This is a genomic window from Streptococcus suis YS56 (assembly GCF_000440115.1).
Classification (GTDB): Bacteria; Bacillota; Bacilli; order Lactobacillales; family Streptococcaceae; genus Streptococcus; species Streptococcus suis_L.
In genome coordinates, this window is the sequence record NZ_ALMY01000004.1 from 33,917 (window position 1) to 58,940 (window position 25,024).

General features: G+C 42.0%; 23 protein-coding genes. 19 read left to right on the forward strand and 4 right to left on the reverse strand.

Annotated elements, in window-relative coordinates; genetic code table 11:
- The first annotated feature begins 88 nt into the window (after nt 1-88).
- From pheS to SST62_RS0100735, 5 genes are all read left to right on the forward strand, one after another.
- Complete coding sequence (gene pheS, locus SST62_RS0100715; RefSeq protein WP_029185902.1) at nt 89-1,132, forward strand: phenylalanine--tRNA ligase subunit alpha; 1,044 nt, start codon at nt 89-91, stop codon at nt 1,130-1,132.
- 571 nt (nt 1,133-1,703) lie between these two features.
- Nucleotides 1,704-2,225, forward strand: coding sequence for a GNAT family N-acetyltransferase (locus SST62_RS0100720; RefSeq protein WP_029185903.1), 522 nt, complete (start codon nt 1,704-1,706; stop codon nt 2,223-2,225).
- Nucleotide 2,226: 1 nt separating this feature from the next.
- Nucleotides 2,227-4,626: a phenylalanine--tRNA ligase subunit beta gene (gene pheT / locus SST62_RS0100725; protein ID WP_029185904.1), complete on the forward strand. Its 2,400-nt coding sequence runs from the start codon at nt 2,227-2,229 to the stop codon at nt 4,624-4,626.
- Nucleotides 4,627-4,670: 44 nt separating this feature from the next.
- The gene (locus tag SST62_RS0100730; RefSeq protein WP_029185905.1) at nt 4,671-4,937 is read left to right on the forward strand and encodes a DUF2087 domain-containing protein; all 267 of its coding nucleotides are present in this window, start codon (nt 4,671-4,673) and stop codon (nt 4,935-4,937) included.
- 212 nt (nt 4,938-5,149) lie between these two features.
- Nucleotides 5,150-8,953 (forward strand): LysM peptidoglycan-binding domain-containing protein, encoded by a 3,804-nt coding sequence (locus SST62_RS0100735; protein ID WP_029185906.1) that lies wholly within the window; start codon nt 5,150-5,152, stop codon nt 8,951-8,953.
- Nucleotides 8,954-8,992: 39 nt separating this feature from the next.
- Here SST62_RS0100735 and SST62_RS0100740 read toward each other — a convergent pair whose 3' ends face one another.
- A complete protein-coding gene (locus tag SST62_RS0100740; protein WP_029185907.1) occupies nt 8,993-9,295 on the reverse strand; it encodes a hypothetical protein in 303 nt (100 codons plus the stop codon).
- A gap of 196 nt (nt 9,296-9,491) precedes the next feature.
- Between SST62_RS0100740 and SST62_RS0100745 the strand changes: the two genes are divergently transcribed.
- Nucleotides 9,492-10,235 (forward strand): polyphosphate polymerase domain-containing protein, encoded by a 744-nt coding sequence (locus tag SST62_RS0100745; RefSeq protein WP_029185908.1) that lies wholly within the window; start codon nt 9,492-9,494, stop codon nt 10,233-10,235.
- Nucleotides 10,222-10,899, forward strand: coding sequence for a DUF4956 domain-containing protein (locus SST62_RS0100750; RefSeq protein ID WP_029185909.1), 678 nt, complete (start codon nt 10,222-10,224; stop codon nt 10,897-10,899). The genes SST62_RS0100745 and SST62_RS0100750 overlap by 14 nt, the downstream gene beginning before the upstream one ends.
- A gap of 64 nt (nt 10,900-10,963) precedes the next feature.
- Here the strand turns inward: SST62_RS0100750 and SST62_RS0100755 are convergent, their stop codons facing one another.
- Nucleotides 10,964-11,446, reverse strand: coding sequence for an NUDIX hydrolase (locus tag SST62_RS0100755; protein WP_029185910.1), 483 nt, complete (start codon nt 11,444-11,446; stop codon nt 10,964-10,966).
- Between the two features lie 167 nt (nt 11,447-11,613).
- On the opposite strand from SST62_RS0100755, the gene folE reads away from it, so the two are divergent.
- The 5 genes from folE to SST62_RS0100780 are packed head-to-tail and all read left to right on the forward strand — an operon-like array spanning nt 11,614 to nt 15,176.
- On the forward strand, nt 11,614-12,177 hold the full coding sequence (gene folE / locus SST62_RS0100760) for a GTP cyclohydrolase I FolE (protein WP_002938082.1): 564 nt from the start codon (nt 11,614-11,616) through the stop codon (nt 12,175-12,177).
- Between the two features lie 8 nt (nt 12,178-12,185).
- Nucleotides 12,186-12,998, forward strand: a complete 813-nt coding sequence (folP, locus tag SST62_RS0100765) for a dihydropteroate synthase (protein WP_029185911.1) — start codon at nt 12,186-12,188, stop codon at nt 12,996-12,998.
- Nucleotides 12,991-13,353 carry a dihydroneopterin aldolase gene (folB, locus tag SST62_RS0100770; RefSeq protein ID WP_012027113.1) on the forward strand — a complete coding sequence of 121 codons (363 nt, stop codon included), beginning with the start codon at nt 12,991-12,993 and terminating at the stop codon, nt 13,351-13,353. The genes folP and folB overlap by 8 nt, the downstream gene beginning before the upstream one ends.
- Nucleotides 13,350-13,844 (forward strand): 2-amino-4-hydroxy-6-hydroxymethyldihydropteridine diphosphokinase, encoded by a 495-nt coding sequence (gene folK, locus SST62_RS0100775; RefSeq protein WP_029185912.1) that lies wholly within the window; start codon nt 13,350-13,352, stop codon nt 13,842-13,844. Before folB ends, folK begins: the two co-directional genes overlap by 4 nt.
- 21 nt (nt 13,845-13,865) lie before the next feature.
- Nucleotides 13,866-15,176, forward strand: a complete 1,311-nt coding sequence (locus SST62_RS0100780; RefSeq protein WP_029185913.1) for a GntP family permease — start codon at nt 13,866-13,868, stop codon at nt 15,174-15,176.
- A 70-nt stretch (nt 15,177-15,246) separates the two neighbouring features.
- Here the strand turns inward: SST62_RS0100780 and SST62_RS0100785 are convergent, their stop codons facing one another.
- Nucleotides 15,247-16,395: a cobalamin-independent methionine synthase II family protein gene (locus tag SST62_RS0100785; protein WP_029185914.1), complete on the reverse strand. Its 1,149-nt coding sequence runs from the start codon at nt 16,393-16,395 to the stop codon at nt 15,247-15,249.
- A gap of 202 nt (nt 16,396-16,597) precedes the next feature.
- Here SST62_RS0100785 and SST62_RS0100790 point away from each other — a divergent pair, with 202 nt between their 5' ends.
- Nucleotides 16,598-17,764 carry an MFS transporter gene (locus SST62_RS0100790; RefSeq protein WP_029185915.1) on the forward strand — a complete coding sequence of 389 codons (1,167 nt, stop codon included), beginning with the start codon at nt 16,598-16,600 and terminating at the stop codon, nt 17,762-17,764.
- A gap of 98 nt (nt 17,765-17,862) precedes the next feature.
- Here the strand turns inward: SST62_RS0100790 and SST62_RS01000000111335 are convergent, their stop codons facing one another.
- Nucleotides 17,863-18,033 carry a DUF3042 family protein gene (locus SST62_RS01000000111335; protein ID WP_002941416.1) on the reverse strand — a complete coding sequence of 57 codons (171 nt, stop codon included), beginning with the start codon at nt 18,031-18,033 and terminating at the stop codon, nt 17,863-17,865.
- A gap of 68 nt (nt 18,034-18,101) precedes the next feature.
- Here SST62_RS01000000111335 and miaA point away from each other — a divergent pair, with 68 nt between their 5' ends.
- The 6 genes from miaA to SST62_RS0100825 all read left to right on the forward strand — a co-directional run bounded on the left by miaA (nt 18,102) and on the right by SST62_RS0100825 (nt 24,867).
- A complete protein-coding gene (gene miaA / locus SST62_RS0100800; RefSeq protein ID WP_029185916.1) occupies nt 18,102-18,986 on the forward strand; it encodes a tRNA (adenosine(37)-N6)-dimethylallyltransferase MiaA in 885 nt (294 codons plus the stop codon).
- Nucleotides 18,979-20,229, forward strand: a complete 1,251-nt coding sequence (gene hflX, locus SST62_RS0100805) for a GTPase HflX (protein ID WP_029185917.1) — start codon at nt 18,979-18,981, stop codon at nt 20,227-20,229. The genes miaA and hflX overlap by 8 nt, the downstream gene beginning before the upstream one ends.
- Nucleotides 20,213-20,842, forward strand: coding sequence for a cystathionine beta-lyase (locus tag SST62_RS0100810; protein ID WP_029185918.1), 630 nt, complete (start codon nt 20,213-20,215; stop codon nt 20,840-20,842). The genes hflX and SST62_RS0100810 overlap by 17 nt, the downstream gene beginning before the upstream one ends.
- 10 nt (nt 20,843-20,852) lie before the next feature.
- Entirely contained in the window at nt 20,853-21,782 is a 930-nt protein-coding gene (gene rnz / locus SST62_RS0100815) for a ribonuclease Z (RefSeq protein WP_029185919.1), read from the forward strand.
- Nucleotides 21,779-22,534 carry an SDR family NAD(P)-dependent oxidoreductase gene (locus SST62_RS0100820; protein ID WP_029185920.1) on the forward strand — a complete coding sequence of 252 codons (756 nt, stop codon included), beginning with the start codon at nt 21,779-21,781 and terminating at the stop codon, nt 22,532-22,534. Before rnz ends, SST62_RS0100820 begins: the two co-directional genes overlap by 4 nt.
- A 143-nt stretch (nt 22,535-22,677) precedes the next feature.
- Nucleotides 22,678-24,867 carry a copper-translocating P-type ATPase gene (locus SST62_RS0100825; protein ID WP_029185921.1) on the forward strand — a complete coding sequence of 730 codons (2,190 nt, stop codon included), beginning with the start codon at nt 22,678-22,680 and terminating at the stop codon, nt 24,865-24,867.
- Nucleotides 24,868-25,024 lie beyond the last annotated feature (157 nt).

Sequence of the window (25,024 nt, forward strand, 5' to 3'; positions counted from 1 at the left end):
AAGGTCTGCTTAGCAGATGAAAACGGATGGTACCGCGTGACAACGCTCCGATACGAGTGGTGTCATGCGTTTTTTTATTGGAGGAATTATGTCAAACATTGAACAACAGTTGGCTGAATTAAGCCAAACTACACTTGAAAAGTTAAAAGAAATCCAGCACCAAGGAGAAAAAGAACTACAAGACCTGCGTGTTGCGGTTTTGGGTAAAAAAGGGTCCTTGACTGACTTGTTGAAAGGCTTGAAAGACCTATCTAACGACATGAAACCAATCGTTGGTAAGCAGGTCAATGAAGTACGTGATGTGCTGACAGCTGCCTTTGAAGAAACCGCTCAGAAGGTTGCAGCCGCAAAAATTCAACAGCAATTAGCGTCAGAAACCATTGATGTGACCTTGCCAGGTCGTCAGGTTAAGGTCGGAAAACGCCATGTCTTGACCCAGACTTCTGAAGAAATCGAAGATATTTTCTTGGGCATGGGCTTCCAAATCGTTGACGGATTTGAAGTGGAAAAAGATTACTATAATTTTGAGCGCATGAATTTGCCAAAAGATCACCCAGCACGTGATATGCAGGATACTTTCTACATCACAGAAGAAATTCTTATGCGTACCCATACGTCGCCTGTTCAGGCACGGACTATGGACCAGCATGATTTCTCGACAGGCGCCTTGAAGATGATTTCGCCTGGACGTGTTTTCCGTCGTGATACGGACGATGCGACCCACAGCCACCAGTTCCACCAGATTGAAGGCTTGGTTGTCGGTGAAAATGTATCCATGGGAGACCTCAAGGGAACTTTGGAGATGATCATCAAGAAAATGTTTGGTGAAGAGCGTCAAATTCGTCTCCGTCCATCATATTTCCCATTCACTGAGCCTTCTGTTGAGGTGGATGTTTCCTGCTTCAAGTGCGGTGGTGACGGCTGTAACGTATGTAAGAAAACAGGCTGGATTGAAATCCTCGGTGCCGGCATGGTCCACCCACAAGTGTTAGAAATGAGTGGTATTGACTCAACCAAGTACTCTGGCTTTGCCTTTGGTCTTGGTCAGGAACGGATTGCCATGCTCCGTTATGGAATCAACGATATTCGTGGATTCTATCAGGGCGATGTACGATTCTCGGAGCAATTTTAACGTAGCACTACTTAAGGCTGACATAGTCAGCTCTTAAGTAGACGGGAATCGCTATTCTGCGACTTCCCTAGCTACCTTACTAGGATTTCAAGCAAAAAATATCGTTTTGCTTGAAATCCGTCGTAATCCGATAAAATTAGTTGATTGTTGTTTGAGAGAAACGGTAGCTGCTATAGCGGTCTTCCTACTCACCTCACTAGGTTTAGAGTTGAAAAAGTATCGTTTTCAACTCTAAACCGTCGGACTCTGATACTCATAAATGGTGCTGAAGCACCTATTTATGAGACGACAGTCGCTATGGCGAACTGTCTAATCGTCTCACTAGGTTTCTGGTTGAAAAAGTATCGTTTTCAACCAGAAACCGTCGGACTCCGATACTCATAAATGGTGCTAAAGCACCTATTTATGAGACGGCAGTCGCTATGGCGAACTGCCTAATCGTCTCACTAGCTCTAAGGTTGAAAAAATGTCGTTTTCAACCTTAGAGCGTCGTAACCACGGACGAGTAAGTGAAGGTGGGAATCGCTATTCTGCGACTTTCCAGGCATATATAGAAAAGGGAGGTGCCAAAGTGCAGATTGACCCAATACAATTAGAAGAAGTTTCTATTCTACAAGATCTGGCTAAACAGACTTTTGCCGAAACCTTTGCTCACGATAATGATCCAAATGAACTGGAGGCATTCTTCGAGGAGGCTTATTCGCTGGAAGTCTTGACTAGGGAGTTATCGGATCCCAACTGCCAGCACTATTTTCTAAGAGTTGATTATCAGATAGCTGGTTATCTCAAGCTCAACCAGGGTCCTGCCCAGACGGAGCAGGAGCTGGAAAACGCCTTTGAAATCCAGCGTATCTATCTCTTGCAAGCTTTTCAGGGCCACGGTCTTGGGAAGGTCTTGTTTGATTTTGCTTTGGAAAAAGCAGAGCAGTCAAGCTGTGATTGGGTCTGGCTGGGAGTTTGGGAACATAATTACAAGGCTCAGAAATTCTATTCTAAATATGGATTTGAAAAATTTGGCCAGCATGAATTTGCGGTCGGTGATAAGATAGATGTGGATTGGCTACTAAAACGGCCTTTGCACCAGAAAGGATAATATGTTAGTAAGTTACAAATGGTTAAAAGAACTCGTTGACTTTGATGCGACAAGCCATGACTTGTCTGAAAAAATGTCAACAACAGGGATTGAGGTAGAAGGGGTTGAGCAAAAGAGTGCTGGTCTTTCTAAGTTGGTTGTGGGTCAGGTTGTGTCTGCTGAGCCAATTCCTGATACCCACCTCAACATCTGCCAGGTCAATGTCGGTGAGGAAGTTACGCAAATCGTTTGCGGTGCTCCAAATGTCAAGCCAGGCATCAAGGTGATCGTCGCTCTGCCAGGAGCTCGTATCGCTGGAAACTACAAGATTAAGAAAGGCAAAATCCGCGGCGTTGAGTCCTTGGGGATGCTCTGCTCATTGAGCGAAATCGGCGTGTCCGACTCTGTGGTGCCAAAAGTATATGCGGATGGAATCTACCACCTGCCTGAAGATGCAGTCGTGGGTGAGCCAGTCTTTTCATATCTGGACCTCGACGACGAGATTATCGAGCTGTCTATCACGCCAAACCGTGCCGACGCCCTCTCTATGCGTGGTGTGGCTCACGAAGTGGCTGCTATCTATGACAGCAAGGTCAACTTCAAGCCTGTGACCTTGGAGGAAAGCGACAAGAAGGCCAGCGATGTGATTGAAGTGGCCATTGAGTCAGACAAGGTGGCTGCCTACACAGCACGTGTCATTGAAAATGTGACTATCGCACCGAGCCCACAGTGGTTGCAAAACCTGCTCATGAACGCAGGTATCCGACCGCTCAACAACGTGGTGGACATCACAAACTACATCTTGCTCTACTTCGGTCAGCCAATGCACGCCTTTGACTTTGACAAGTTTGACGGCAAGAAAATCGTGGCTCGTCAGGCAAAAGAAGGTGAGAATTTGGTAACGCTTGACGGCGAAGAGCGTGACTTGATTACTGATGACATCGTCATTTCCGTTGCGGACAAGGCGGTTGCCCTCGGTGGTGTCATGGGTGGTGCCAACACAGAGATTGACAACAACTCTAAGACGGTTGTGCTGGAAGCTGCCCTCTTTGACGGCAAGTCTATCCGCAAGACCTCAGGTCGCCTCAACCTTCGCTCTGAGTCCTCTTCTCGCTTTGAAAAGGGCATCAATGTGGCGACCTTGAAGGAGGCCATGGACACAGCAGCTGCTATGATTGCAGAGCTGGCTGGCGGTCAGGTCTTGTCTGGTATCGTTTCTGAGGGTAGCGTGGACACTTCTGATGTCCCAGTCACAGCGACCATTGATTACGTTAACCGCTCGCTTGGTACCAACCTTGACTATGCCCAAATCGCAGACATTTTCCGTCGTTTAGGTATGGAAACAACTGGCGATGCAAGTCAGTTTACAGTAGCAGTACCGCGTCGTCGTTGGGACATTCGCATTCCAGCAGATTTGGTAGAGGAAATCGCTCGTATTTATGGCTATAATAATCTGCCGACCACTCTTCCCAAAGAGGACGGAACAGCAGGTGAGTTAACCCTGACCCAGAACATCCGTCGCCAGGTGCGTAGCCTGGCAGAAGGTGCAGGACTGACAGAAATCATTTCCTACGCCTTGACAACACCTGAAAAGGCTGTGGAGTTTGCGGCTCGTCCGACCACAGTGACTGAACTCATGTGGCCAATGACCGTTGACCGCTCTGCCCTTCGTCAGAACATGGTGTCTGGTATGCTTGACACAGTTGCCTACAACGTGGCTCGTAAGAACAAGAACTTGTCCCTCTACGAAATCGGTAAAATCTTTGAACAGTCTGGCAATCCAAAAGAAGACCTGCCACAAGAAATTAATAAATTTGCCCTTGTCTTGACTGGCTTGGTAGCTGAGAAAGACTTCCAGACACCAGCTGTGCCTGTTGATTTCTTCCATGCTAAAGGTATCTTGGAAGCAATCTTTGCTCACTACAAGTTGGCAGTTGACTTTGTGGCAACCAGTGAGATTGCTTCCCTGCACCCAGGTCGTACAGCTGAAATCCATTTGAATGGGGCGGTAATCGGCTTTGTCGGTCAGGTTCATCCTCAAACGGCTAAGGACTACGGTATTCCAGAAACCTATGTGGCTGAAATCAATCTGGATGCGATTGAAGAAGCCCTCCAGCCTGCTCAGCCATTTACCGAAATCTCCAAATTCCCAGCGGTCAGCCGTGATATTGCCCTGCTTTTGAGCAGCGATGTCAAACATCAGGATGTTCTGGATACGATTGCCGGTGCTGGCGTCAAACGCTTGACCAAGGTGACCCTCTTTGACGTCTATGCTGGCAGCAATATTGAGGCTGGTAAGAAGTCTATGGCTTACAACCTGACCTTCCAGAATCCTGCGGACAGCCTGACGGATGAAGAAGTGGCCAAGTACATGGAGAAAATCAGTAAGTCGCTGGTGGAGCTTGGTGCTGAAATTCGTTAATTTGTAAATCCTAGTCTGCGGGCTAGGATTTTTGAGAGGATGATATGAGTACTCAAGATATTCAAGAAAAATTTTTTCGAGATGGGAAGTTGCTTGTCATTCCGAAAAAGCTGAAAAGTAAGCAGGTCTTGTTTGCCTACTTACAAGAAGAATTAGCTAAGAAGGGCTCGACATTCACCGAAAAAGAGGTTAATGCCTTTCTAGCTGAGATTTATGATGACTATGCTATATTGAGACGCTACTTGGTAGACTACGGCTGCTTATCGCGTGACCAGTATGGTTTGGAATACAGAATAGAAGAAAAGAGATGATTGCGGTCATCTCTTTTAATTTAGAAAAATCCGAATATCAACCGCAAATTATTTGACAAGTATATACATATATAGAATAATTGAACTGCAATTGTTTAATCTATCTTTTATTATATTATTTTTCGCTTTCTTGGATTTGGACATATTTCACATATTGTTAAAGAATTTAAAAAGTAAACAAAAATACTATAAAAATAATTAGGAGTACATTTATGGATAAGAAACAAAGTTTTTCTTTGAGAAAATTAAGCGTAGGGTTGGTTTCAGGGGTTATTGGCACTATGCTATGTTTTGGCTTAGTAGTTGTATCTGCTGAAGAACTGGTCTTGTCGGCTGACCAATCGCCTTCTCTTGTAGGAAATGTGACAAATCCGGAAGAGAAGAATGATATGGAGGAGATAGGGGGAAGGCTTATTAATGAGCATTCTGTTGTTGAAATTAATACCAGTAAAGATTATGGAAGTACAGAAGGTAAGATTGAAGATGTAGCTGTTTCAGAACCAGTTGAAAATCTGTCAGACAGCTCAATATTGGACACTGAACAAACTGATAACGTCCTGAACAATGAAACAAAACAAGTAGATGAAAACACAGATTTACAATCAGAAAGTGTTAATCCTATTGAAGCGAAAATTGTTGGAAACAGTTTCAGTGATTCTCAATTTAGTCAAGAAACACGAATAGACAACGAACAAAAACGAGCAATCTCTAAAGTAACAAATATTTGGAGTGCCAATTCAATTTCAGAAGTTAAGGAAGAAATTGAACGCCAGAAAAAACAGGGATTAGAGTCTTATGTTGTCCAGTGGGGGGATACTCTGTCTAGTATCTCAATGGCTAGCAACCATACAGTTAGTAGTCTTGCTGCTATTAATAATATTAAAAATATTGATTTAATTTACACAGGTCAGCTATTAAACGGAGTTATTCCTCAAGTTAATCAAATAGAAAATGCAACTATAGAACTTGAAAAAGAAAAGGCTCTTAAAAAAATAAAAGGAAAGTGGAGATTGAACACTGAAGATGTAGTTGGTAAGGAGATTGCGCGCCAAGAAAAGCTGGGTTTTAATGATTATGTTATCCAGTGGGGAGATACCCTATCTATTATTTCGAAAGTAACAGGAAAACCATTAAATCAAATTGTAAGCGAGAATAGAATTGTTGATCCAAACTTAATTTATACAGGTCATATACTCAAAGGGATTTTGTCTCCTGTCTTAAATTTGAATAAAAATATTGCTATCAATTCAAATTCACAACATGCAGTGCAACTGAGCGATTTGGTAGTTAATGAATTAGAAAATAAACAAGCGGATGAAACCGATCCTAAAAAATCGGAAGTATTGCCTTCAAATACAGAAATTGCTAACAAGAATGTTTTACCTACTCAAGAGGGAAGTTCAGAAAATAGTGCAAAACCAATCACAACATTAGAGATTCAAGTGGGACCTGTAGACGGCACAATTAATAAGGAGATTATTAAAGAAATACCTAGTGAAACTGAGTTAGTTCATCCGAAACCTGAAGAGGAAAAAGTTGAAGAAGGATCTAAAGTAGAAGAGGTAATCAAGCAAGTAGAGGACCCAATAAAAAATGAGGAAGAGCCAGCTAAATATATAGTAGTTTCTGGGTATGCTTACAATAGTGAGAATACTTTGTTAGAGGAGACGGAGATAAAGATTAGCTCGGTAACTTCAGCTTCAATTATTGCTAAAACAGATGTGACAGGTTATTTTTATGCACATTTAAAAGAAGGTGAGGTTCATACTTTAGAAGCAGAAGACTTTAGAGTAGAAGTTGCAACTAAAGTCGGAAATGAACCAGAAATTCATAATATTTTGGGTAAATTTGAAACTGGTAGAGTTTGGTCTGAAGACAATGATGAATTGCGTCTAAAAAGTAATGTTATCTTTTTGGACGATGCAAAATTTGTGACTGAATTTGCAGATGAAAATACGGTAATTTTATCAAACATTGCCGATGTTAGAGTTGGGGATATTGTTGTCGTCCCACCGGCTAAAATCTATGAAGAACCGAGAGTTATCCAGGTTGTTTCAGTTGACACAACTGATGGACGGACAAAGATTCAATATGTAACACCAAATCTTTTTGATGTCATTAATCATTTAGACATTAAGAATGAAGAATTTGATTTAGCTAATGCCTATTTTGTTCCAGCTGACGGAGTGACAGTCTTGAAAGAAGATGTTGCTGATGAAACTGGGATGAGAACTATAGAATTAGGAGTGTCTGTAAAGTATTCAAAAAGTATCGGGGACAAACTTGATTTAACATCAAATTCAGAATTTAGTTTGAAAGGTAACGTAGACTTGAAAGTTGGTGGTAAACTCAAATCAGAGGCCATCACAATACCGGATATTTCAAAGTTTGAACTTGGAAAATTTGATTTACCTCAATTTGATCTTTCTAACAGTTTGGAACTTGCTATTGAAGGAGGCGTCGAGGTTGCAACAAAGACTAAATTAGATAAAGAAGATGTTAAAGTAATATTTGGAAGGCTAATAATTCCAACAAATTTCCCAGGTTTCTCCATAGATATTCCAATTACTGCTAAATTAGAAATCGGGGGGAAATTAAAATATAGCTTCGGAGGAAGCAGTATTATTACTAATACAGTTAAATTGAATAACTTTGTTCCAGAATTTAGTTCAAATGTGGAATTTAAGTTTGATTTAGCTAAATTAAAAGCTGAAGCTGAAATGAAAATTGGACCAGAATTGCAGGTAAAATTAGCTGTCCTATCTCTACCAATTATGTCAATTAATGGATTTGCTGGGTTCGGCGCAAGTACAGAAATAGAAGGGGCTACATATGCTAATGTGAATTTGAACTCTAATGCGGAAGACACAGAAAAGGCTGGAGTAAAAGTATCGAAAAAATTAAGCGGAGAGATATTTGGTTTTGGAGAACTTGAAGGAAGATTTGATCTTATTGAAGATGGTGTGAAAAAAATAAATTTAAACAATAAGGAAAAATTGTTGAAAAATTTAGAAATAAAGTTTTTTGATGCTAAATTTTCACTTCTTAAATACGAACTCCTCCTTGATAGCAATGGCAATATTGTCGGAGAAACTGAAAAGGAGAGTGGAAAATATGAGTTTGTTGGAAGCACAGGTGGCTACGATCAAACAGATAGATTTCAAGTAACCAAGCCCCTTTCTGGATTAAAAATTGAGCAAGATGAAAATAGTGGAGTCAAAGTTTCTGTTAATTTTGATAAAATCAGGCAATATGAAGGGAAAGGTAGACAGATAGCAGAGTATACCTGGGACTCTATCTGGGGGAACAAGGAGTATGGAGAATTTTATGGAAAAACAGAATTTTTTGTGGAAGTAGCAAAAACTCAACATATAAAATTTAATGATAGTAAAAAATTAGATCTCACCCCTTATGGATCAAATAGTGAAATAATGGAATTATTGAAAGATATGTATATTGAAATACCCCAATATGACTTTTCAAGTCCTTGGGATTCAGGTTATTTATTCCATAATCCAGAAGGTACAATACTAGTTGGCAATGAGCTGTATGATTTGAATGACGGAGTGCATAGATTTTCTTTATTGCCAGAAAAAGAGGGTGAGTATGAAATGTTCATTGTCCGTAAGTTTACAAGTAATCCAGGATTTCATGGGATTGTTATCTATCCAATTGTGATTTCATTTGACGATCTCACTCCACCGAATTTTGAAATATACTCTTTGAGTTCTAGCTTTGATAGGTATTTCGTTGATGGAACCAAACCAGGATCTTATCAGGGTGGGGAGTATGATAGGGTATTTGAAAAATCTTATATTACATTCACAAATGAAAAAACGAAACAAAGTATTACGGAACTTACAGAATCAAGAACATTCTTTATTGACAGAGATATTTTTACTGCAAATGCTAGAATAAAAGTAGAAGCTGAGGATATGTATGGAAACAAATCTGAACCATTTTACATTCAACTAGATGACAATGGAAACTTTTATTCAAAAGTAGGAGTTGTTTAGAATAGAAGAAAAGAGATGATTGCGGTCATCTCTTTTGTCTTACAAAATAAAGGGTTCAATCTTCAACTCTATCTGGTTGCCATACTTGGCTAGTAAGTCGTCTGCCAGGGGATGATAGAGTTCTCTTAGTTGTTCAATCTTGTCAGGGAATTGCTTGCCGATGTAGTCAAACTTGCATTCGATGGTTAAGAAAAGTTGGTGGAAGAGTTCGTTCATCTCATTCAATCGGGCAGTCATTTCTTCATCCTCTTTGAGAAAATCAGGAATTTCTGAGCGATTGTTGACAAAACCGTCGATGAGTTTTACGGGGAAAGAGCCGTATTCTAGGACAAATTCGTACATGGGGTTCTCCTTGCCTTACTATTGATAAGACTATTGTAGCATAGTTTGGAATGTGACAAAAGAATTTCAACTTTATTGCAGTTTAAGTTTTGTTTAACATTACTTTCAGTTTCGTTTAAAGGTTGTTCAGTAAACTATGTATTGTAAATGAGGCAGGCAACTGCTAAGAAGTTTTTTAGATAAAAGAGAGAAAAACATGAAAACTAGAATCGTACAAAAACAATTTAAACGTAAAGAAACAAAATACATCGTTGATAAAGAAACATTTGCACTACTTGAAAAAGATTTACAGAAACATATGGTTTCAGACGAGTTTGCAACGTCAACCATTACAAATATATATTTCGATAATGAAGATTTCGATATGATTCAAGATTCTATTGCTAAAAAGAATGGTCGTGAGAAGATTCGCATGCGTGTCTATGATGCCAAACCATCTGAATCTAGTCAGGCCTTCCTTGAAATCAAGAAAAAAGAAAACAAAATCGGTTACAAATATCGTCTTACTTCAAACCCAGTTTCCGTAACAAATTATATTGAAAACGGAGTGATTGATTCAACTATTAAAGATGAAAAAGTCACCTCAGAATTGGAACAATTGAGAGAACGTTACGGTACAATTAAACCTAAAATGTATATTTACTATGATCGTGTTTCCTATAAAGGGATTGAAGATAGAAAAGTTCGACTCACAATTGACAAGAATTTGCTCTACCGCGATTATGATGTAGATGCCATGGAAGGTAAGTTTGGTAAAGACCTTTTGGATCCTACAAAAGTTATCATGGAAGTAAAGGTTCCTGAAGAGCGACCAGAATGGTTGGTAGCCTTGCTTGAAAAATATCAAATTGAAAAACAATCATTCTCAAAATATGGCAATGCCTATAAACTTGCCCACAACATCACCGGAGAGGAAGTAAATCAACATGCAGCTGTTTAATAGCATTTTTTCAACAGCCAATAGCAGTATCACCTTAGCGCAGATGTCCATGGTTTTTGGAGTCAGTCTGGCCATGGGTATCCTGCATGCTGCTGTGTACAAATACAAAGCCAATTACACGAAAGAATTCGTCATTACATTAAGCCTAATGCCAACCCTAATTGCTGTTATCATTGCCTTGGTAAATGGTAATTTGGGTGCAGGTGTTGCGGTTGCAGGGACCTTTAGTTTGATTAAGTTCCGTTCTGCCGCTGGTTCATCAAAAGAGATGTTGGCCATCTTGCTAGCGATGGCAATCGGTTTGGCAACGGGTATGGGATTCCTAGGTTTGGCGATCTTTATGACTCTTGTTTTATCGGTATGTATCCTTATTTTTGAAAATAGTAGTTTTGCGCAAGTCAATCAAAATCGTCGCCATCTTTTGGTAACTGTACCAATGAATTTTGATTACGATCAATTTTTTGAAAAACAATTTGGTAAGTCTTGTAAGCAATCTGATTTAATTTCCCTCAAGTATAAAAAGAAAAAAGAAGCACTTGTCTTAGAATATCAAGTCCTACTCGATAAGAAAATTACAGACAAACGATTGGTCGATACAGTATTATCAGCCGGTCCCTTGGATGTCGTATTGAATAAACAAATGCCTAAGAAGAAATATTTGTAATAGCAAAGAAGCCCAGGACTTCCAAGGGCTTTTTCTGTTTCACTTGTGAAAAGAGGTTCTTAGATTATTCTTCATAAAAATCAACGCTGTAATCCAGCAGTTTGTTCCCATCATAGCGGAAGCAGGCAGAGAAGAATGGACGGTTTTCCAAGAGCCATTCTTGAAAATGCCGATCGCCTTCCCAAGTTGGTTTGGAGAGCACTTGGTCATAAGGAACCCATTCTAAATCTCCTTCGTTGCATTCTATTAGGTTTCCCTCAAAGCCAGTTATCTTAAAGACATAGGTGTACCAGTCAGTGTTTGGAGTAAAGTCTGGAAAGGTGATGACCCCTTTGAGGGCATGCTTGGTGACGGTCAGTCCTGTTTCTTCAAAGACCTCGCGAATGGCACAGGCTTGTGGAGTTTCACCAGGTTCCAACTTGCCACCGACCCCAATCCATTTTCCTTGGTGGACATCGTTTTCTTTTTTATTGCGATGGAGTAGGAGAAATTCTTTGCCATTATCAATGTAGCAAATCGTCGCTAGTTGGACAGGTTTTTTGGTCATAGTAGCTCCTTGAAAATCATTTCCTCCATTATATCACAAAGCTAGTCGATGGGTATGGGCTAGATTAAAATTGGTCGGGGACAGTTTCTGCATTCGGAAGTTGAAAGCCCTTTTCTGAAAACAGTTTTTGAGGTATAATAAGAACATCAAACTATTTAGGATGCACTATGTCAAAACAAGAACAAATCGAACAAACAATTTATCAATTATTGGAATTATTGGGTGAGGACCCGAATCGTGAAGGTTTATTAGATACGCCTAAACGGGTCGCTAAGATGTATTTAGAGATGTTTAACGGCCTAGAAGAGGATCCCAAAGACCAATTTACAGCTGTCTTTTCAGAGGGACATGAAGAGGTTGTTTTGGTAAAGGATATTCCTTTTCATTCTATGTGTGAACACCATCTTGTCCCATTTTATGGTATTGCCCATGTTGCCTATATTCCGAGCAAGGGGCGTGTGACAGGTCTTAGCAAGTTGGCGCGTGCAGTCGAAGTAGCCAGTCGTCGTCCTCAATTGCAGGAACGCTTGACCCATCAGGTTGCCCATGCCCTTCAAGATGCCCTTGAACCAGAAGGTGTTTTTGTCATGGTAGAAGCAGAGCATATGTGCATGAGTATGCGAGGGATTCGTAAGCCAGGTAGCAAGACAGTGACTACAGTTGCCCTTGGCAAATACAAGGAAGATGCCATCTTACGCCGTGAACTCTTGTCCATGATCCACAATAAATAGGAGGTTCTATGTCAATTGAACAATTAGCCCATCAAGTAACCATTATGGGGATTCTCAATGTGACCCCAGATTCATTTTCAGATGGGGGTAACTATAATGAGGTAGAATCTGCCCTGATTCAAGTAGAAAAGTTGTTGGCAGACGGCGCGACTGTCATCGATGTTGGTGGGGAGTCCACTCGTCCAGGTGCAAGCTTTGTGTCTGAAGAAGACGAGATTGCTCGCGTGGTTCCGATTATCCGCGCTATCAAAGAAAACTATGACTGTCTTGTCAGCATCGATACCTATAAAACAGGCACAGCACGTGCAGCCTTGGAAGCAGGAGCAGATATTTTAAATGATGTCTGGGCAGGACTTTATGATGGAAATATGTTTGCACTGGCTGCGGAGTACAAGGTACCAATTATTCTCATGCACAACCAGAAAGACGAAAGCTATGCGGATGTTGTTGGAGAGGTCAAAAACTTTCTGACCGAGCGTGCCCAAGCAGCACTTGATGCTGGTGTTTCCGCAGACCAGATTTGGGTAGACCCAGGATTTGGTTTTTCAAAAAATGTCCAACATAATCTGGACCTCTTGCAAGGTCTGGAACATATTACTGCTCTCGGTTATCCCGTTCTATTTGGAATATCTCGTAAGCGCGTGGTGGACTATCTGCTTGGTGGAAATAGCTTACCGACTGACCGCGATCAAGCAACGGCAGCCTTGTCTGCCTGGGCAGTCCAAAAAGGCTGTAAAATGGTCCGTGTTCACAATGTCGCTGCCAACCGTGACATCGTTAAAGTTTGGGACCAATTGACTTCTGGAGGTCAACATGGATAAGATTTCTCTTAATAAATGTCGCTTTTACGGCTACCATGGTGCCTTCAAAGAAGAACAAGTTCTTGGTCAAATTTTCACAGTTGACTGTGACTTGTTTGTTGACTTGACAGCAGCTTCACAAACTGACAATTTAGAAGATACGGTTCATTACGGTATGGTCTTTGAAACCATTAAAGCAGTTGTGGAAGGCAAACCCTACATCCTTATAGAAAAGGTAGCAGGTGTTATTTGTCAGGAGATTTTTGATCAATTTCCAAAGGTGGAGAAGATTCGCTTGGCCATTTACAAGGAGAATCCGCCTATTGCTGGACACTATGATTCTGTCGGGATTGAATTGGAGCGTGAACGACCATGAAGCATCTAGCCTATCTCAGTATCGGAGGGAACATGGGCAATCGGAAAGCCTATTTACAGGCAGCCCTAGACAAATTAGCCAGTCATCCTGACTGCCGACTTGGTTTGGTTTCACCCATCTATGAAACACCAGCTTGGGGCAAGACAGATCAGGCTAATTTCCTCAATCTGGCCTGTCAGGTTGAAACAGATTTATCTGCCCAAGACTTTTTAGGCCTTTGCCAGCAGATTGAACTGGATCTGGATCGGGTCAGGATTGAAAAGTGGGGCCAACGTACCATTGATTTGGATATTATTTTTTGGGATGAGGAGAAGATTCAAGAAGAGAATCTGATTGTTCCCCATCCTTACGCCCATGAAAGAGCATTTGTTCTTTTACCACTGGCTGATATTGCAGCAGATTATCGACATCCTGGCCTTGGTCAAAGGGTAGAAGAGCTAGTAAGTAATTTAGGAGATACTTCAGACATTAAAAAAATCTCCCTTGACTAAAAAGGGAAACTAAGGGGAACTATGGAGATTTTAGCAATTTTAGGAGTTTTATTGGCTATTGTAGCCATTGTTTATTGGACATCAAAAAATTTACATGTTATCATTGCGGCACCACTAGCTAGTTTAATCATCATTCTGACCAATCAGATGAATGTTTTGGAAGTTATGTTGGGCAAAGAGCAGTCTTATATGGCAGGCTTAGCAGGTTTTTTGATTAATAATTTTGCCATCTTTATGTTGGGGTCTATCTTGGCACGTTATATGGAGGCAAGTGGAGCTACGCAGACGATTGCCAATAGCATTTTGAAAGTAATGGGAAAAGATAGTCCCTATAAGGGCTTGTTAGCCATCACTTTGATTGCTTCCATTCTGACCTATGGTGGTGTGAGTATTTTTGTAGTCATTTTTACCTTGCTTCCCCTTTCACGCCCCCTCTTTAAAGAGTTGAATATCAACTGGGCACTTTTTCCGATTCCTGTCTTTTTGGGAGCAGGTACTTATACGATGACCACGCTTCCGGGTGCTCCGTCTATTCAAAATGTCATTCCGACAAAGGTTTTGGGAACAAGTTTGACGGCAGCTCCATTGATTAGTTTGGCAGCGAGCTTGACACTTCTCGTATTCGGTTTGCTTTATATGGCCTATTGTCTCAGTAAGAGTCTGGCAAATGGTGAAACCTATAATGAAGAAGAGGATGAAGTAGCAGTAATGATAGCTGAAAAGAAACCAAATCTGTTTCTGTCAGTTTTGCCACTCATTAGTCTAATTGGAACAATCTTTCTTCTAAACAAGTTGCCAAATGTCTTGGCAATCGGTTTGCTAGTTTCAATTCTCTTATCGGCCTTGATTTTCTATCCCTATCTGCCAAATCAAAAAGAAATCTTGAACACTGCTGCGACAGCGTCTATTGTACCAGCCTTTGCCACATCTAGTACAGTAGCATTTGGTACAGTCTTGACCTTGTCAGCTGGTTTCGCAGTTATTCAGGAGTGGATCCAACAAATTCCAGGTTCGCCTTTGATTAGCTTGTCTGTGTCAACAGCCCTACTCAGTGGTATTATTGGTTCATCCTCTGGTGCGGTTGGGATCGCTTCAAGTAATTTTCTCCCTGCCTATTTGGAAATGGGGATTAATCCAGAGTTGCTACATCGTGTAGTAGTTGTTGCATCAGCTATCTTGACAGTTGTGCCTCAGTCTGGCGTGATGATTACCTTCCACAATCTTTCGAAATTAAGTATGAAACGTGGACTCAAGTATTCGTTTATCCTAGTGACAGTTGGGCATTTGTTAGCCTTACTTGTGATTTTACTGTTGGCGCCTTTGCTATATTAGGATTGATTAACAAACAAATAAAAGCCCTGCCAAATGGCGGGGCTTTTATGCACGAATAACAAGAAGTGGCTTAAGACCAAAACTTCTCTGCAATTTCTTGGCCTTGTTTAATTTTTGCCCACTGTTGCGGGATGGCCAATTCATTACCTGAATCACATGAAGCGAATCCACATTGATGTGACAAGTAGAGACGCTCTTTTGGAATAATCTTGCTTGCTTCCTCGAGTAATTTATAAACACGTTCTTCATCATCCAAATCAGAAGTTTTACTTGAAAGTAGACCAAGAACGACTTCGACATTCTTATCACGCAAGCTTTCCAAAGCTTTTAAATCACCTGCACGTTCATCATCCCACTCAAGGAAGAATCGATCGTATTTTTGGTCACGCAGGAATTTTTCAGCAATGGCTTCGTAAGTTCCGCCAGCTGCTGAGCGGCTTTCATAGTTACCACGGCAGTTGTGCGTCCAGACGGTCAAGCCAATTTCATGTCCGTAATCAATAACAGCATTATTGATAGCAACAAACTCGTCAGCCAAAGCAGCCAATGCTTCAGAATCGTCTTGTGGCAAGAAAGGTACAGGGTTAGCAGGGTCGAATAATTCCCAAAGGCAGTCATCGAATTGAACGATTTGTCCACCAGCTTCCTTGTACTGGTCTAAAAATTCTCTATAGGCAGCCAATAAAGCTTCTTTCAAATCCTCACGTGTTTTATAAACTTGGTCTGGACCGACTTGACCATTGAAGAGAACAAGCTCGGTAAAGGCATGGGCAGGTCCCCATACAGTTAACTTTGTATCAGTTTCACCAGCTAGTTCTTTAACTTTTTTATAAATGTCAATGAAATGGTGATTTTTTGCTGAAAGAGGACCGGTGATACGTAATCCAATATCCTTACGTGTTTCAAAAATTTGTCCATCATGGTCTTTAAAAGGATAACCATGCTCAGCAATGTAACGCTCGATACCATCGAAGCCCCAGACAAAGTCAAGATGCCACATTGATTTTGAAAACTCACCGTCTGTTACAATATCAATACCATTTGCTTTTTGTTCAGCGACAATCGCTTCGATAGTTGCAGCTTCAGTTTCTTGATAGTCATCAAAGGCATCGTAGAATGGGTATTGGATATTGTCACGATGCTCAATTTTACGTTTAAATTCTCCTAAGTTTGCTGGTCGAAGAAGTGAACCGACTAATTGGAATCTTGAAGTTGTCATATATGTATCTCTCTTTCTTTCGTTTTAGTGATGAACCTATTCTAACTCATAAGCTATCATTTGAAAAATAGTTATTTTCATGGCAAATCCATAGTTAAAAACTATAACTAGAAAAAATAGACGGAAATAACTTTCTATCATTTGTCAACTATGGTATAATCGAAAGTGCTGAAATCCGAACATTAGGAGACTTAGGAGAAAAATGAAAAAACAATCACCCTTTATAATTGCAGGAATCGTCATGCTAGGGGTCGTGATGCGTGCCCCCTTTACAGCTTTACCTGCTATTTTGACAGATGTGGCAGCAGGACTGGGAGTAGAAGTGAGTTCATTAGGAATTTTAACCTCTATTCCGCTCATCATGTTTGCTCTCTGTTCATCCTTAGCACCGCGTCTTGCGGCTAAGTTTGGCATGGAAAAACTAATGGCCCTGGTCTTACTGGTCATGGTGCTTGGTTCAGGGATGCGAGTTCTCAACTTACCAGCCCTTTACATTGGTACTATGCTTGTTGGTGCTACAATAGCGTTTATTAATGTTTTGCTACCAAGTTTGGTTGCGGCTAATTTTCCAAAGAAAATTGGTCTGTATACGACGATTTATATCACTCTCATGGGGGTGGCGGCAACAGTTGCATCCATGATTGCTGTTCCAATTGTATCCTCTAGTTCTTGGGAATTTTTTATTCTGTTAATTACAGGATTGGTGTTTATGGCTTTCCTAATCTGGTTGCCTAATGTAAAAAATAACCATCGATTTGCAAGTGAGAACCAAGGAAAACAGAAATCATCTATCTGGAAAAATAAAGCAGCGATTGCCTTTTTGATATTTGGTGGGCTACAATCAGTCCTCTACTATACAGAGATTACCTGGTTGCCAACCATTTCTCAATCAGTTGGCTTTAGTAAGGCAGAAGCAGGTCTAATGGCTGGTTTCTTTAATATGACAGCTATTCCCATGTCAATGATTATCCCAGCTGTTCTTTCCCGTCAGACAAAAGAAATGCGTCGAAATATCATGCTGGCTATTTCATCTGTTACCTTGCTCGGCTTGGCTATGATGGCATTGATTCCGACCAATCTCATTCTTTGGTCAGCACTTCACATTATTTTAAGTTTTTCAAATGCAGCCCTCTTCCCTTATATGATGTTGAGCTTTACTTTGAAAACAAGCAACAGCCAAGCTACTGCCCAGCTATCAGGAATGGTGCAGACAGGTGGCTATCTCATTGCAGCATTTGGACCAGGCCTTCTCGGTTATAGCTATCCAATCTTCGGAAACTGGATGCCATTGATTCTTGCTCTGGCTATCGTCACACTTGCCATGATGTGGACTATTGTTCTGATCGAAAAAGAAGATATTATCTTATAAAGTATAATCCCTTAAGAAGGCTGGCATTTTTCTGTGAAAATGGCAGAGCTTCTAAGGGATTTTTTGTCAAACAAAAAAGCTGGACTCCTGCCAGCTTTTTAATGTGCGACACGACGGCGCGCAGCTTTTTTGCGATTTTCTTCAATGAAGGCTTCTTTCTTTTCTTCTGGTTCAATGATTGTTTTGTGAACGGTGAAGACTGCACCTGCTGCAAGAGCAACTGTAGAAAGAACACCTGTTAAGAAACCTTTACCAAAACCTTTAGCCATAGTTATTTCTCCTTTACTTGTGTTATAATAGATTTTAGCGAAAAAACAAAATATTTTCAAGGAAAAAGATGAAAACTAAAGTTATTGTGGTCATTGGACCAACTGCGGTAGGAAAAACTGCTTTAGGAATTGAATTGGCCCAGCGCTACAAGGGAGAAATTATCAGCGGTGATAGCCAGCAAGTCTATCGCAAACTGGATATTGGTACGGCAAAGGCTAGCCCAGAAGAGCAGGTTGCTGCGGTTCATCACTTGATTGATGTCAGAGATGTGACCCAGGGCTATTCGGCTTATGAATTTGTAGCAGAAGCCAAAGCTTTGATTGCAGGCATTACCAGTCGTGGCAAGCTGCCTATTATCGTGGGTGGGACAGGGCTTTACATTCAGAGCTTGCTTGAAGGCTACCATCTGGGCGGGCAGGTTGACCAGGAGCAAGTTCTGGCCTATCGGGCGGAACTCGACTGCTTGTCTGACGAGGTTTTGGAAGCAATGGCAGAGCAGGCAGGTTTGACGGTTGATGGAAACAGCCGACGGAGAATTATTCGTGGACTTGAGTTGAAAAAATTTGGAAAAAACTTAGAAAATACAGAGTCAGAATATGAGCCTCTTTACATCTGCCTGACGGATGACAGACAGGTTCTTTACGACCGCATCAATCAGCGAGTGGATAAGATGATGGCGGCGGGCTTACTAGATGAAGTTAGCTGGCTCTACCAAGAACATCCCCAAGCCCAAGCTGCTATGGGAATTGGCTACAAGGAGTTTTTCCCATACTTAGCAGGTCAAATCAACCTAGAAGAAGCAGTTGATAAGGTCAAGCAAAATAGCCGTCGCTTCGCCAAACGCCAATTGACCTGGTTTAGAAATCGCATGCAGGTTCCCTTTTATTCAGTAGGCGAACCAGATTACAAGTTGCAGATTTTCACCGCCGTGGAGGAATTTTTAAATGATTGAAACGCAGAAAGAACAAGAACGCGCTCTCCTGGTCGGAGTGGAATTACAGCAGACAGACAACTTTGACATGTCCATGGAGGAGTTGGCAAGCCTGGCCAAGACAGCTGGGGCTGTAGTCAAGGGAGTCTACACTCAAAAACGGGAAAAATATGACAGCAAGACCTTTGTCGGCTCAGGGAAACTAGAAGAAATTGCCCAGATGGTCGAAGCTGACGAGATTGATACGGTTATTGTCAATAACCGACTGACACCCCGTCAGAATGTCAATTTGGAGGAGATTTTAGGTGTCAAGGTTATCGACCGCATGCAGTTGATTTTGGATATTTTTGCCATGCGGGCACGGAGTCACGAAGGGAAACTGCAGGTCCACTTAGCCCAGCTCAAGTACATGTTGCCACGTTTGGTTGGACAAGGCATCATGCTCAGTCGTCAGGCAGGTGGTATCGGCTCTCGTGGACCAGGTGAAAGCCAGTTGGAGCTCAACCGTCGAAGCATTCGCAACCAGATTCACGACATCGAACGCCAACTCAAAACGGTGGAGAAGAACCGAGCTACTGTCCGTGAACGCCGTCTGCAATCAGGCGTTTTCAAAATCGGCTTGATTGGCTATACCAATGCTGGCAAGTCCACTATTATGAACGCCATGACTGACAAGAGACAGTACGAGGCAGATGAACTCTTTGCGACGCTTGATGCCACGACCAAGCAGATTAACTTGGCCGACAAGTTCAACGTGACCCTGACCGACACGGTTGGTTTCATTCAGGACCTGCCGACTGAGTTGATTTCTGCCTTCAAGTCCACCTTGGAGGAGTCCATGAACGTGGACCTCTTGCTCCATGTCATCGACGCTTCTGACCCCAATCACAGCGAGCAGGAGCAGGTGGTCTTGGATATTTTGAAAGATCTGGATATGCTGGATATTCCTCGTCTGGCCCTCTACAACAAGCTGGACAAGACGGATGACAGCTTTACCCCAAGTCAGTTTCCTCATGTCATGCTGTCTGCTAAGGATGAAAATGCCAAAGGCCATATTCAGATGATGGTCTTGGCCAAGATTAAGACCATGTTTGAACGATTTGAGGTCAGGGTGCCACTTGCTGAATCTTATAAATTGCATGATTTAGCTACTCTAGCCCTAATAGAAAATCGGATCTACGAAGAGGATGTGGAAGTGGTATCAGGCTATATCGCTTCCAGCAATAAATGGAAGTTGGAAGAATTTTATGACGGATTATCTTGATTTGGCAATCAAATACGGTGGCTTTACCAGTCTGGACAAGGTCTATCTGGCTAAGAAATTAGTCGATTTGACTGACCAACAAAAACTAGATTTTATCACGCCACCGCCTTCGGTGCTCAATGCCTATTTTGCGGAAATCTACCAGAAACAAGGAGCAGAAGAGGCGACGAACTACTATCTCACTCTATCTCAGCAGCTCTGCCTTTTTCCAAAAGAACCCAGCTTTGCTGAAAGCAAACCCTTTGTCCGCCTGAATTTATCAGGTAAGTCTTTCGGATTTGCCTATGTGTCGGCTGATGGTCTGGCCCAGGTTTTTTCGGAAGGAGCAGAGGAAGTGACAGATAGCTTGCTCTTTGAAATTGCCCAAGTCTTTCCCCACTATGTCGTCTTTGTGGAGGAGGGCAAGATTTTTATGAAAGTCAATCCCTTTGAGGAGGCCGAGTTAAAGGAAGTTGAAACAGACTACCTTTTGACCCAAGTGGAGACGACAGAAGGTTTGGTCAAGATTTCAGGCTTTAATCAGGAAGAAGTGCTGGAAGTGGCGGACGGATATGCTGGCCAGTATTACTATGTCTGGTCGGGTCGCTCTGCAATTTTATATATAAAACATTAGAAAGTAAACAATGCAAATTCAATTTTTAGGTACGGGGGCTGGACAGCCCTCCAAGGCTCGAAATGTATCCAGTTTGGCCTTGAAACTCTTGGATGAAATCAATCAGGTTTGGTTATTTGACTGTGGTGAAGGAACTCAAAATCAAATTTTGGAAACGACTATTCGCCCACGTAAAGTCGCAAAAATCTTTATCACTCACCTGCACGGAGACCATATTTTTGGACTGCCTGGTTTTTTATCTAGTCGTTCTTTCCAGTCAAGTGAGGAGCAGACTGATATTGATATTTACGGTCCTGTGGGCATTCGTTCCTTTGTCTTAGCAAGTTTGAAAGTATCAGGGACACGCCTACCTTATCGCATTCATTTTCATGAGTTTGATGTGGATACGGTAGGTCAGGTCCTAGAAACAGACAAATTCACGGTATTCGCTGAAAAACTGGACCATACCATTCCTTGTGTCGGCTATCGTGTCATCCAAAAAGATTTGGAAGGGACCTTGGATGCAGAGGCTCTGCGCGCGGCAGGTGTACCATTTGGTCCCCTTTTTGGAAAAATCAAAAATGGTCAAAATGTGACGCTAGAAGATGGGACTGAAATTATCGCGAGTGACTATATTTCTCCTCCTCGGCCTGGTAAGGTGGTGACCATTCTTGGTGATACGCGCAAGTGTCATGCTAGTGTCCGTCTGGCTGTCAATGCTGATGTGCTGGTGCATGAGGCGACTTACGGAAAAGGCGATGAGAAGATTGCTCGCAAGCATGGGCATTCGACCAATATGGAAGCCGCTCAGGTTGCCAAGGATGCTGGTGTCAAGCAGCTGCTTCTCAACCACATTAGTCCTCGATTTTTGGCCAAGGATGTTAGCCAGTTGAGAAATGATGCCAGCAAGGTTTTTGATCATGTTCATATTGTTAAAGATTTAGAGGAAATCGAAGTATGAGAACCATTCTAATCACAGGTGCTTCTGGTGGCTTGGTACAGGAAATGGTGTCCTTGCTGAAGGATGATTTTTTAATCTTGCTAGGTCGTGATGTCGAAAAAATTGAGCAGCTCTATGCTTACCATGAAAAAAAGGCTGTCTTTGATGTAGACATCCGAGATGAAGCAGCCCTGACGGCATTCTTTGAGGAACTGGATAGTCAGTTTGGTCAGATTGATATTTTAGTCAATAATGCTGGCTATGCTATTTATGATGATTTTGAGAATTTTTCCAGCCAGCAGGTGCAGGCCATGTTTGATATCAATACCTTTGCTTTGATGACCATGTGCCGTTTAGTAGGTAAACGAATGAAGGCAAGACGGAGCGGGCAGATGATCAATATCATTTCCATGTCAGGCTTGATTGCTTCAAGCAAGTCATCCGTTTATTCTGCGACTAAGTTTGCGGCCATGGGATTTTCAAATACTATTCGCTTGGAATTAGCCCAGTACGGTGTGACAGTGACTACGGTCAACCCAGGACCTATTGCGACCAGCTTTTTCGATCAGGCTGACCCTGACGGCAGCTACCAAGAGAGTGTTAAGGCTTTCTTGCTGCAACCAGACTATGTTGCCAAGAAGATTGTTTCAGCTATGGGGACGAAGAAACGAGACATCAATCTGCCTTGGTCACTAGCAGCTGCTCATAAGCTATATACTCTTTTTCCGAGACTGGCTGATTATCTGGCCAGTACGGTCTTTAATTTGAAATAAAGAAAAGTGAACACATAATATGACCTAGATGGATTAATGCCATTCTAGTTTTTTTTGATCTAATCGGTTGACATTTTTTGACTACAAGTGTAAACTATAATTGTAAATCGATTACAAATGTAGACAGAAATAGGAGTTATCTTATGAACCATTCAAAAGAAAATAAGCAGGAACACCAACATATGATGCATTCTGAGGAAGTTGGTCAGACCAGCCATCATTCTCATCACCAGGAGCATCCTCATGAAGAGGGGGTTCACGCCAATCATCATTCTGACCATCACGTCCATCACGACCATCATCATGTAGGGGGCTCTGACGTCAGTCATCATTCTCATCATTCTCATCATTCTCATCATTCTCATCATACTCATGATGCTCATCAGCATGACCATGACATGATGGAGCATGGTGGGCACATGATGCACATGGGGGATATGAATACAAAGCTCAAGGTGGCAGTGGCAGTCATGATTCCCCTACTGGCCATTTCTCCAATTGCAGGTTTTACTCTCTTACGTTTTCCGGGTGTTGAACTTGTCCAGCTGATACTAGGTTCTATTATCTTCTTCTACTCAGGAACACCTTTCTTTAACGGAGCTAGAGGGGAGTTGCGAGCTAAAAAACCGGCAATGATGACCCTGATTTCCATGGGGATTATTGTTTCCTATCTTTACTCCGTTTATGCGACCATTTTAGCGTTATTGGGACAAGAAAGCATGAACTTTTGGTTTGAGTTGTCTACGCTGATTGTCATTATGCTGATTGGGCATATCATTGAGATGAAGGCGGTTATGGGAGCAGGCGATGCCCTGAAAGACTTGGCCTCTCTCATTCCGAAAAAAGCCCATCTCAAGGATGGGACAGATGTTGCGGTAGAGGACTTGCAGATTGGGGATTTCCTCCTAGTCAAGGAAAATGAAAAAATTCCGGCTGACGGTAAGATTTTGAGTGTTGCTCATATTGATGAATCCATGATTACTGGGGAATCTCGAGCTGTCAAAAAAGAGGCAGGAGATAGGGTATTCGGTGGTTCGCTCAATCAAAACATGCCCTTTGAAATGGAAGTGACCAGTCTTGGTAAGGACAGCTTTTTGGCGCAGGTGACCGAAATGGTCCGTCAAGCGCAAAACCAGAAATCCAAGCTTGAAAATATGGCTGACCGCGTAGCCTCTTGGCTCTTCTATGCAGCTTTAATTGTGGGGATTTTGGCCTTTATTTATTGGACCATGACGGCTAATCTTGCCTTTGCCTTGATGATGGCAGTTTCTGTTTTTGTCATTGCCTGTCCGCATGCCCTTGGTCTAGCCATTCCCCTTGTTGTGGCGCGATTGACCACGATTTCTTCAAAAAATGGTCTTTTGGTTCAGAACCGAACAGCTCTTGAACAGGTTAACCAGATTCGGTTTGCCTTGATGGATAAGACCGGAACCTTGACCGACGGAAAATTTCAAGTTCGCCACAGTCAAGATTTGGTTGAGGGAGCAGATACGCTGGCCAAAATGGCAGCGTTAGAAGTTCTTTCAACCCACCCAATTGCCCTTTCGATTGTGGAGGCGGCAGGTCCACTTTTCTATCAAGCAGAACGGGTTGAGAATATCCCTGGTAGTGGGATTCGAGGCGTCTTGGATGGAAGGATTTATGAAATTATGTCCTACAAAGGTCTGCAGGAAATAGGTTTGTCAGTGGATCAGGACGTGATTGTACCTTATCTTGATTTGGGCCTTACTTTGAGTTTTTTGGTGGCTGATCGTGTAGTCTTGGGATTTGTAGCCTTGGGAGACCAGATAAAAGAAGATGCTAAAGATTTTGTAGAAGGCTTGAAAGCGCAGGGGATTAGTCCTGTGATGTTAACGGGTGACAATCCAGCTACCGCACAAAAAGTAGCCATTCAGTTGGGCATAGAGGATTACCGAGCTGAACTTAAACCAGAGGATAAGGCAAAACTGGTCAAGGACTATCAGGCGCGTGGGGCAGTTCTTTTCATCGGCGATGGGGTCAATGATTCGCCTGCTCTAGCGACGGCAGATTTAGGCTTTGCCATTGGCGCAGGAACTTCTGTTGCCATCCACTCTGCAGACGTGGTCTTGGTTCAATCCAATCCATCAGCAGTCTTGGATATGTTGAGCATTGCCAAGACAACCATCCGCAAAATGAGGCAAAATCTCTGGTTTGGGGCAGGATACAACATCATTGCCATTCCTTTAGCTGCTGGAATCCTTTATCCAAGCATGGGCATTATGGTGGATCCTTTATTGGCGGCCGTGCTCATGAGTCTATCGACGGTTATTGTCGCTATCAATGCTATGGGCTTACGTTACGGTAAACCGTAGAAATTTTGACAGATAATATATATAAGTAAAACACCGGTCTATGTCGGTGTTTTATGATGTAGGAGATAGGGGTGCTGTTTTCAAGTAAGAACTGCGAGAAATCTACTGCGATAATTAGTAGGATATTTGACTATAATCTGGTATAATGGGAAAAAAA

Bases quoted from the DNA above. Each gene is read 5' to 3' on its own strand.
- pheS (WP_029185902.1), top strand. From the start codon at position 89: ATGTCAAACATTGAACAACAGTTGGCTGAATTAAGCCAAACTACACTT.
- SST62_RS0100790 (WP_029185915.1), top strand. From the start codon at position 16,598: ATGAAAAAACAATCACCCTTTATAATTGCAGGAATCGTCATGCTAGGG.
- SST62_RS0100820 (WP_029185920.1), top strand. From the start codon at position 21,779: ATGAGAACCATTCTAATCACAGGTGCTTCTGGTGGCTTGGTACAGGAA.
- folE (WP_002938082.1), top strand. From the start codon at position 11,614: ATGTCAAAACAAGAACAAATCGAACAAACAATTTATCAATTATTGGAA.
- SST62_RS0100825 (WP_029185921.1), top strand. From the start codon at position 22,678: ATGAACCATTCAAAAGAAAATAAGCAGGAACACCAACATATGATGCAT.
- pheT (WP_029185904.1), top strand. From the start codon at position 2,227: ATGTTAGTAAGTTACAAATGGTTAAAAGAACTCGTTGACTTTGATGCG.
- SST62_RS0100750 (WP_029185909.1), top strand. From the start codon at position 10,222: ATGCAGCTGTTTAATAGCATTTTTTCAACAGCCAATAGCAGTATCACC.
- SST62_RS0100735 (WP_029185906.1), top strand. From the start codon at position 5,150: ATGGATAAGAAACAAAGTTTTTCTTTGAGAAAATTAAGCGTAGGGTTG.
- hflX (WP_029185917.1), top strand. From the start codon at position 18,979: ATGATTGAAACGCAGAAAGAACAAGAACGCGCTCTCCTGGTCGGAGTG.
- SST62_RS0100785 (WP_029185914.1), bottom strand. From the start codon at position 16,395: ATGACAACTTCAAGATTCCAATTAGTCGGTTCACTTCTTCGACCAGCA.
- SST62_RS0100810 (WP_029185918.1), top strand. From the start codon at position 20,213: ATGACGGATTATCTTGATTTGGCAATCAAATACGGTGGCTTTACCAGT.
- miaA (WP_029185916.1), top strand. From the start codon at position 18,102: ATGAAAACTAAAGTTATTGTGGTCATTGGACCAACTGCGGTAGGAAAA.
- SST62_RS0100780 (WP_029185913.1), top strand. From the start codon at position 13,866: ATGGAGATTTTAGCAATTTTAGGAGTTTTATTGGCTATTGTAGCCATT.
- SST62_RS01000000111335 (WP_002941416.1), bottom strand. From the start codon at position 18,033: ATGGCTAAAGGTTTTGGTAAAGGTTTCTTAACAGGTGTTCTTTCTACA.
- SST62_RS0100740 (WP_029185907.1), bottom strand. From the start codon at position 9,295: ATGTACGAATTTGTCCTAGAATACGGCTCTTTCCCCGTAAAACTCATC.
- folK (WP_029185912.1), top strand. From the start codon at position 13,350: ATGAAGCATCTAGCCTATCTCAGTATCGGAGGGAACATGGGCAATCGG.
- folB (WP_012027113.1), top strand. From the start codon at position 12,991: ATGGATAAGATTTCTCTTAATAAATGTCGCTTTTACGGCTACCATGGT.
- folP (WP_029185911.1), top strand. From the start codon at position 12,186: ATGTCAATTGAACAATTAGCCCATCAAGTAACCATTATGGGGATTCTC.
- SST62_RS0100745 (WP_029185908.1), top strand. From the start codon at position 9,492: ATGAAAACTAGAATCGTACAAAAACAATTTAAACGTAAAGAAACAAAA.
- SST62_RS0100730 (WP_029185905.1), top strand. From the start codon at position 4,671: ATGAGTACTCAAGATATTCAAGAAAAATTTTTTCGAGATGGGAAGTTG.
- SST62_RS0100755 (WP_029185910.1), bottom strand. From the start codon at position 11,446: ATGACCAAAAAACCTGTCCAACTAGCGACGATTTGCTACATTGATAAT.
- rnz (WP_029185919.1), top strand. From the start codon at position 20,853: ATGCAAATTCAATTTTTAGGTACGGGGGCTGGACAGCCCTCCAAGGCT.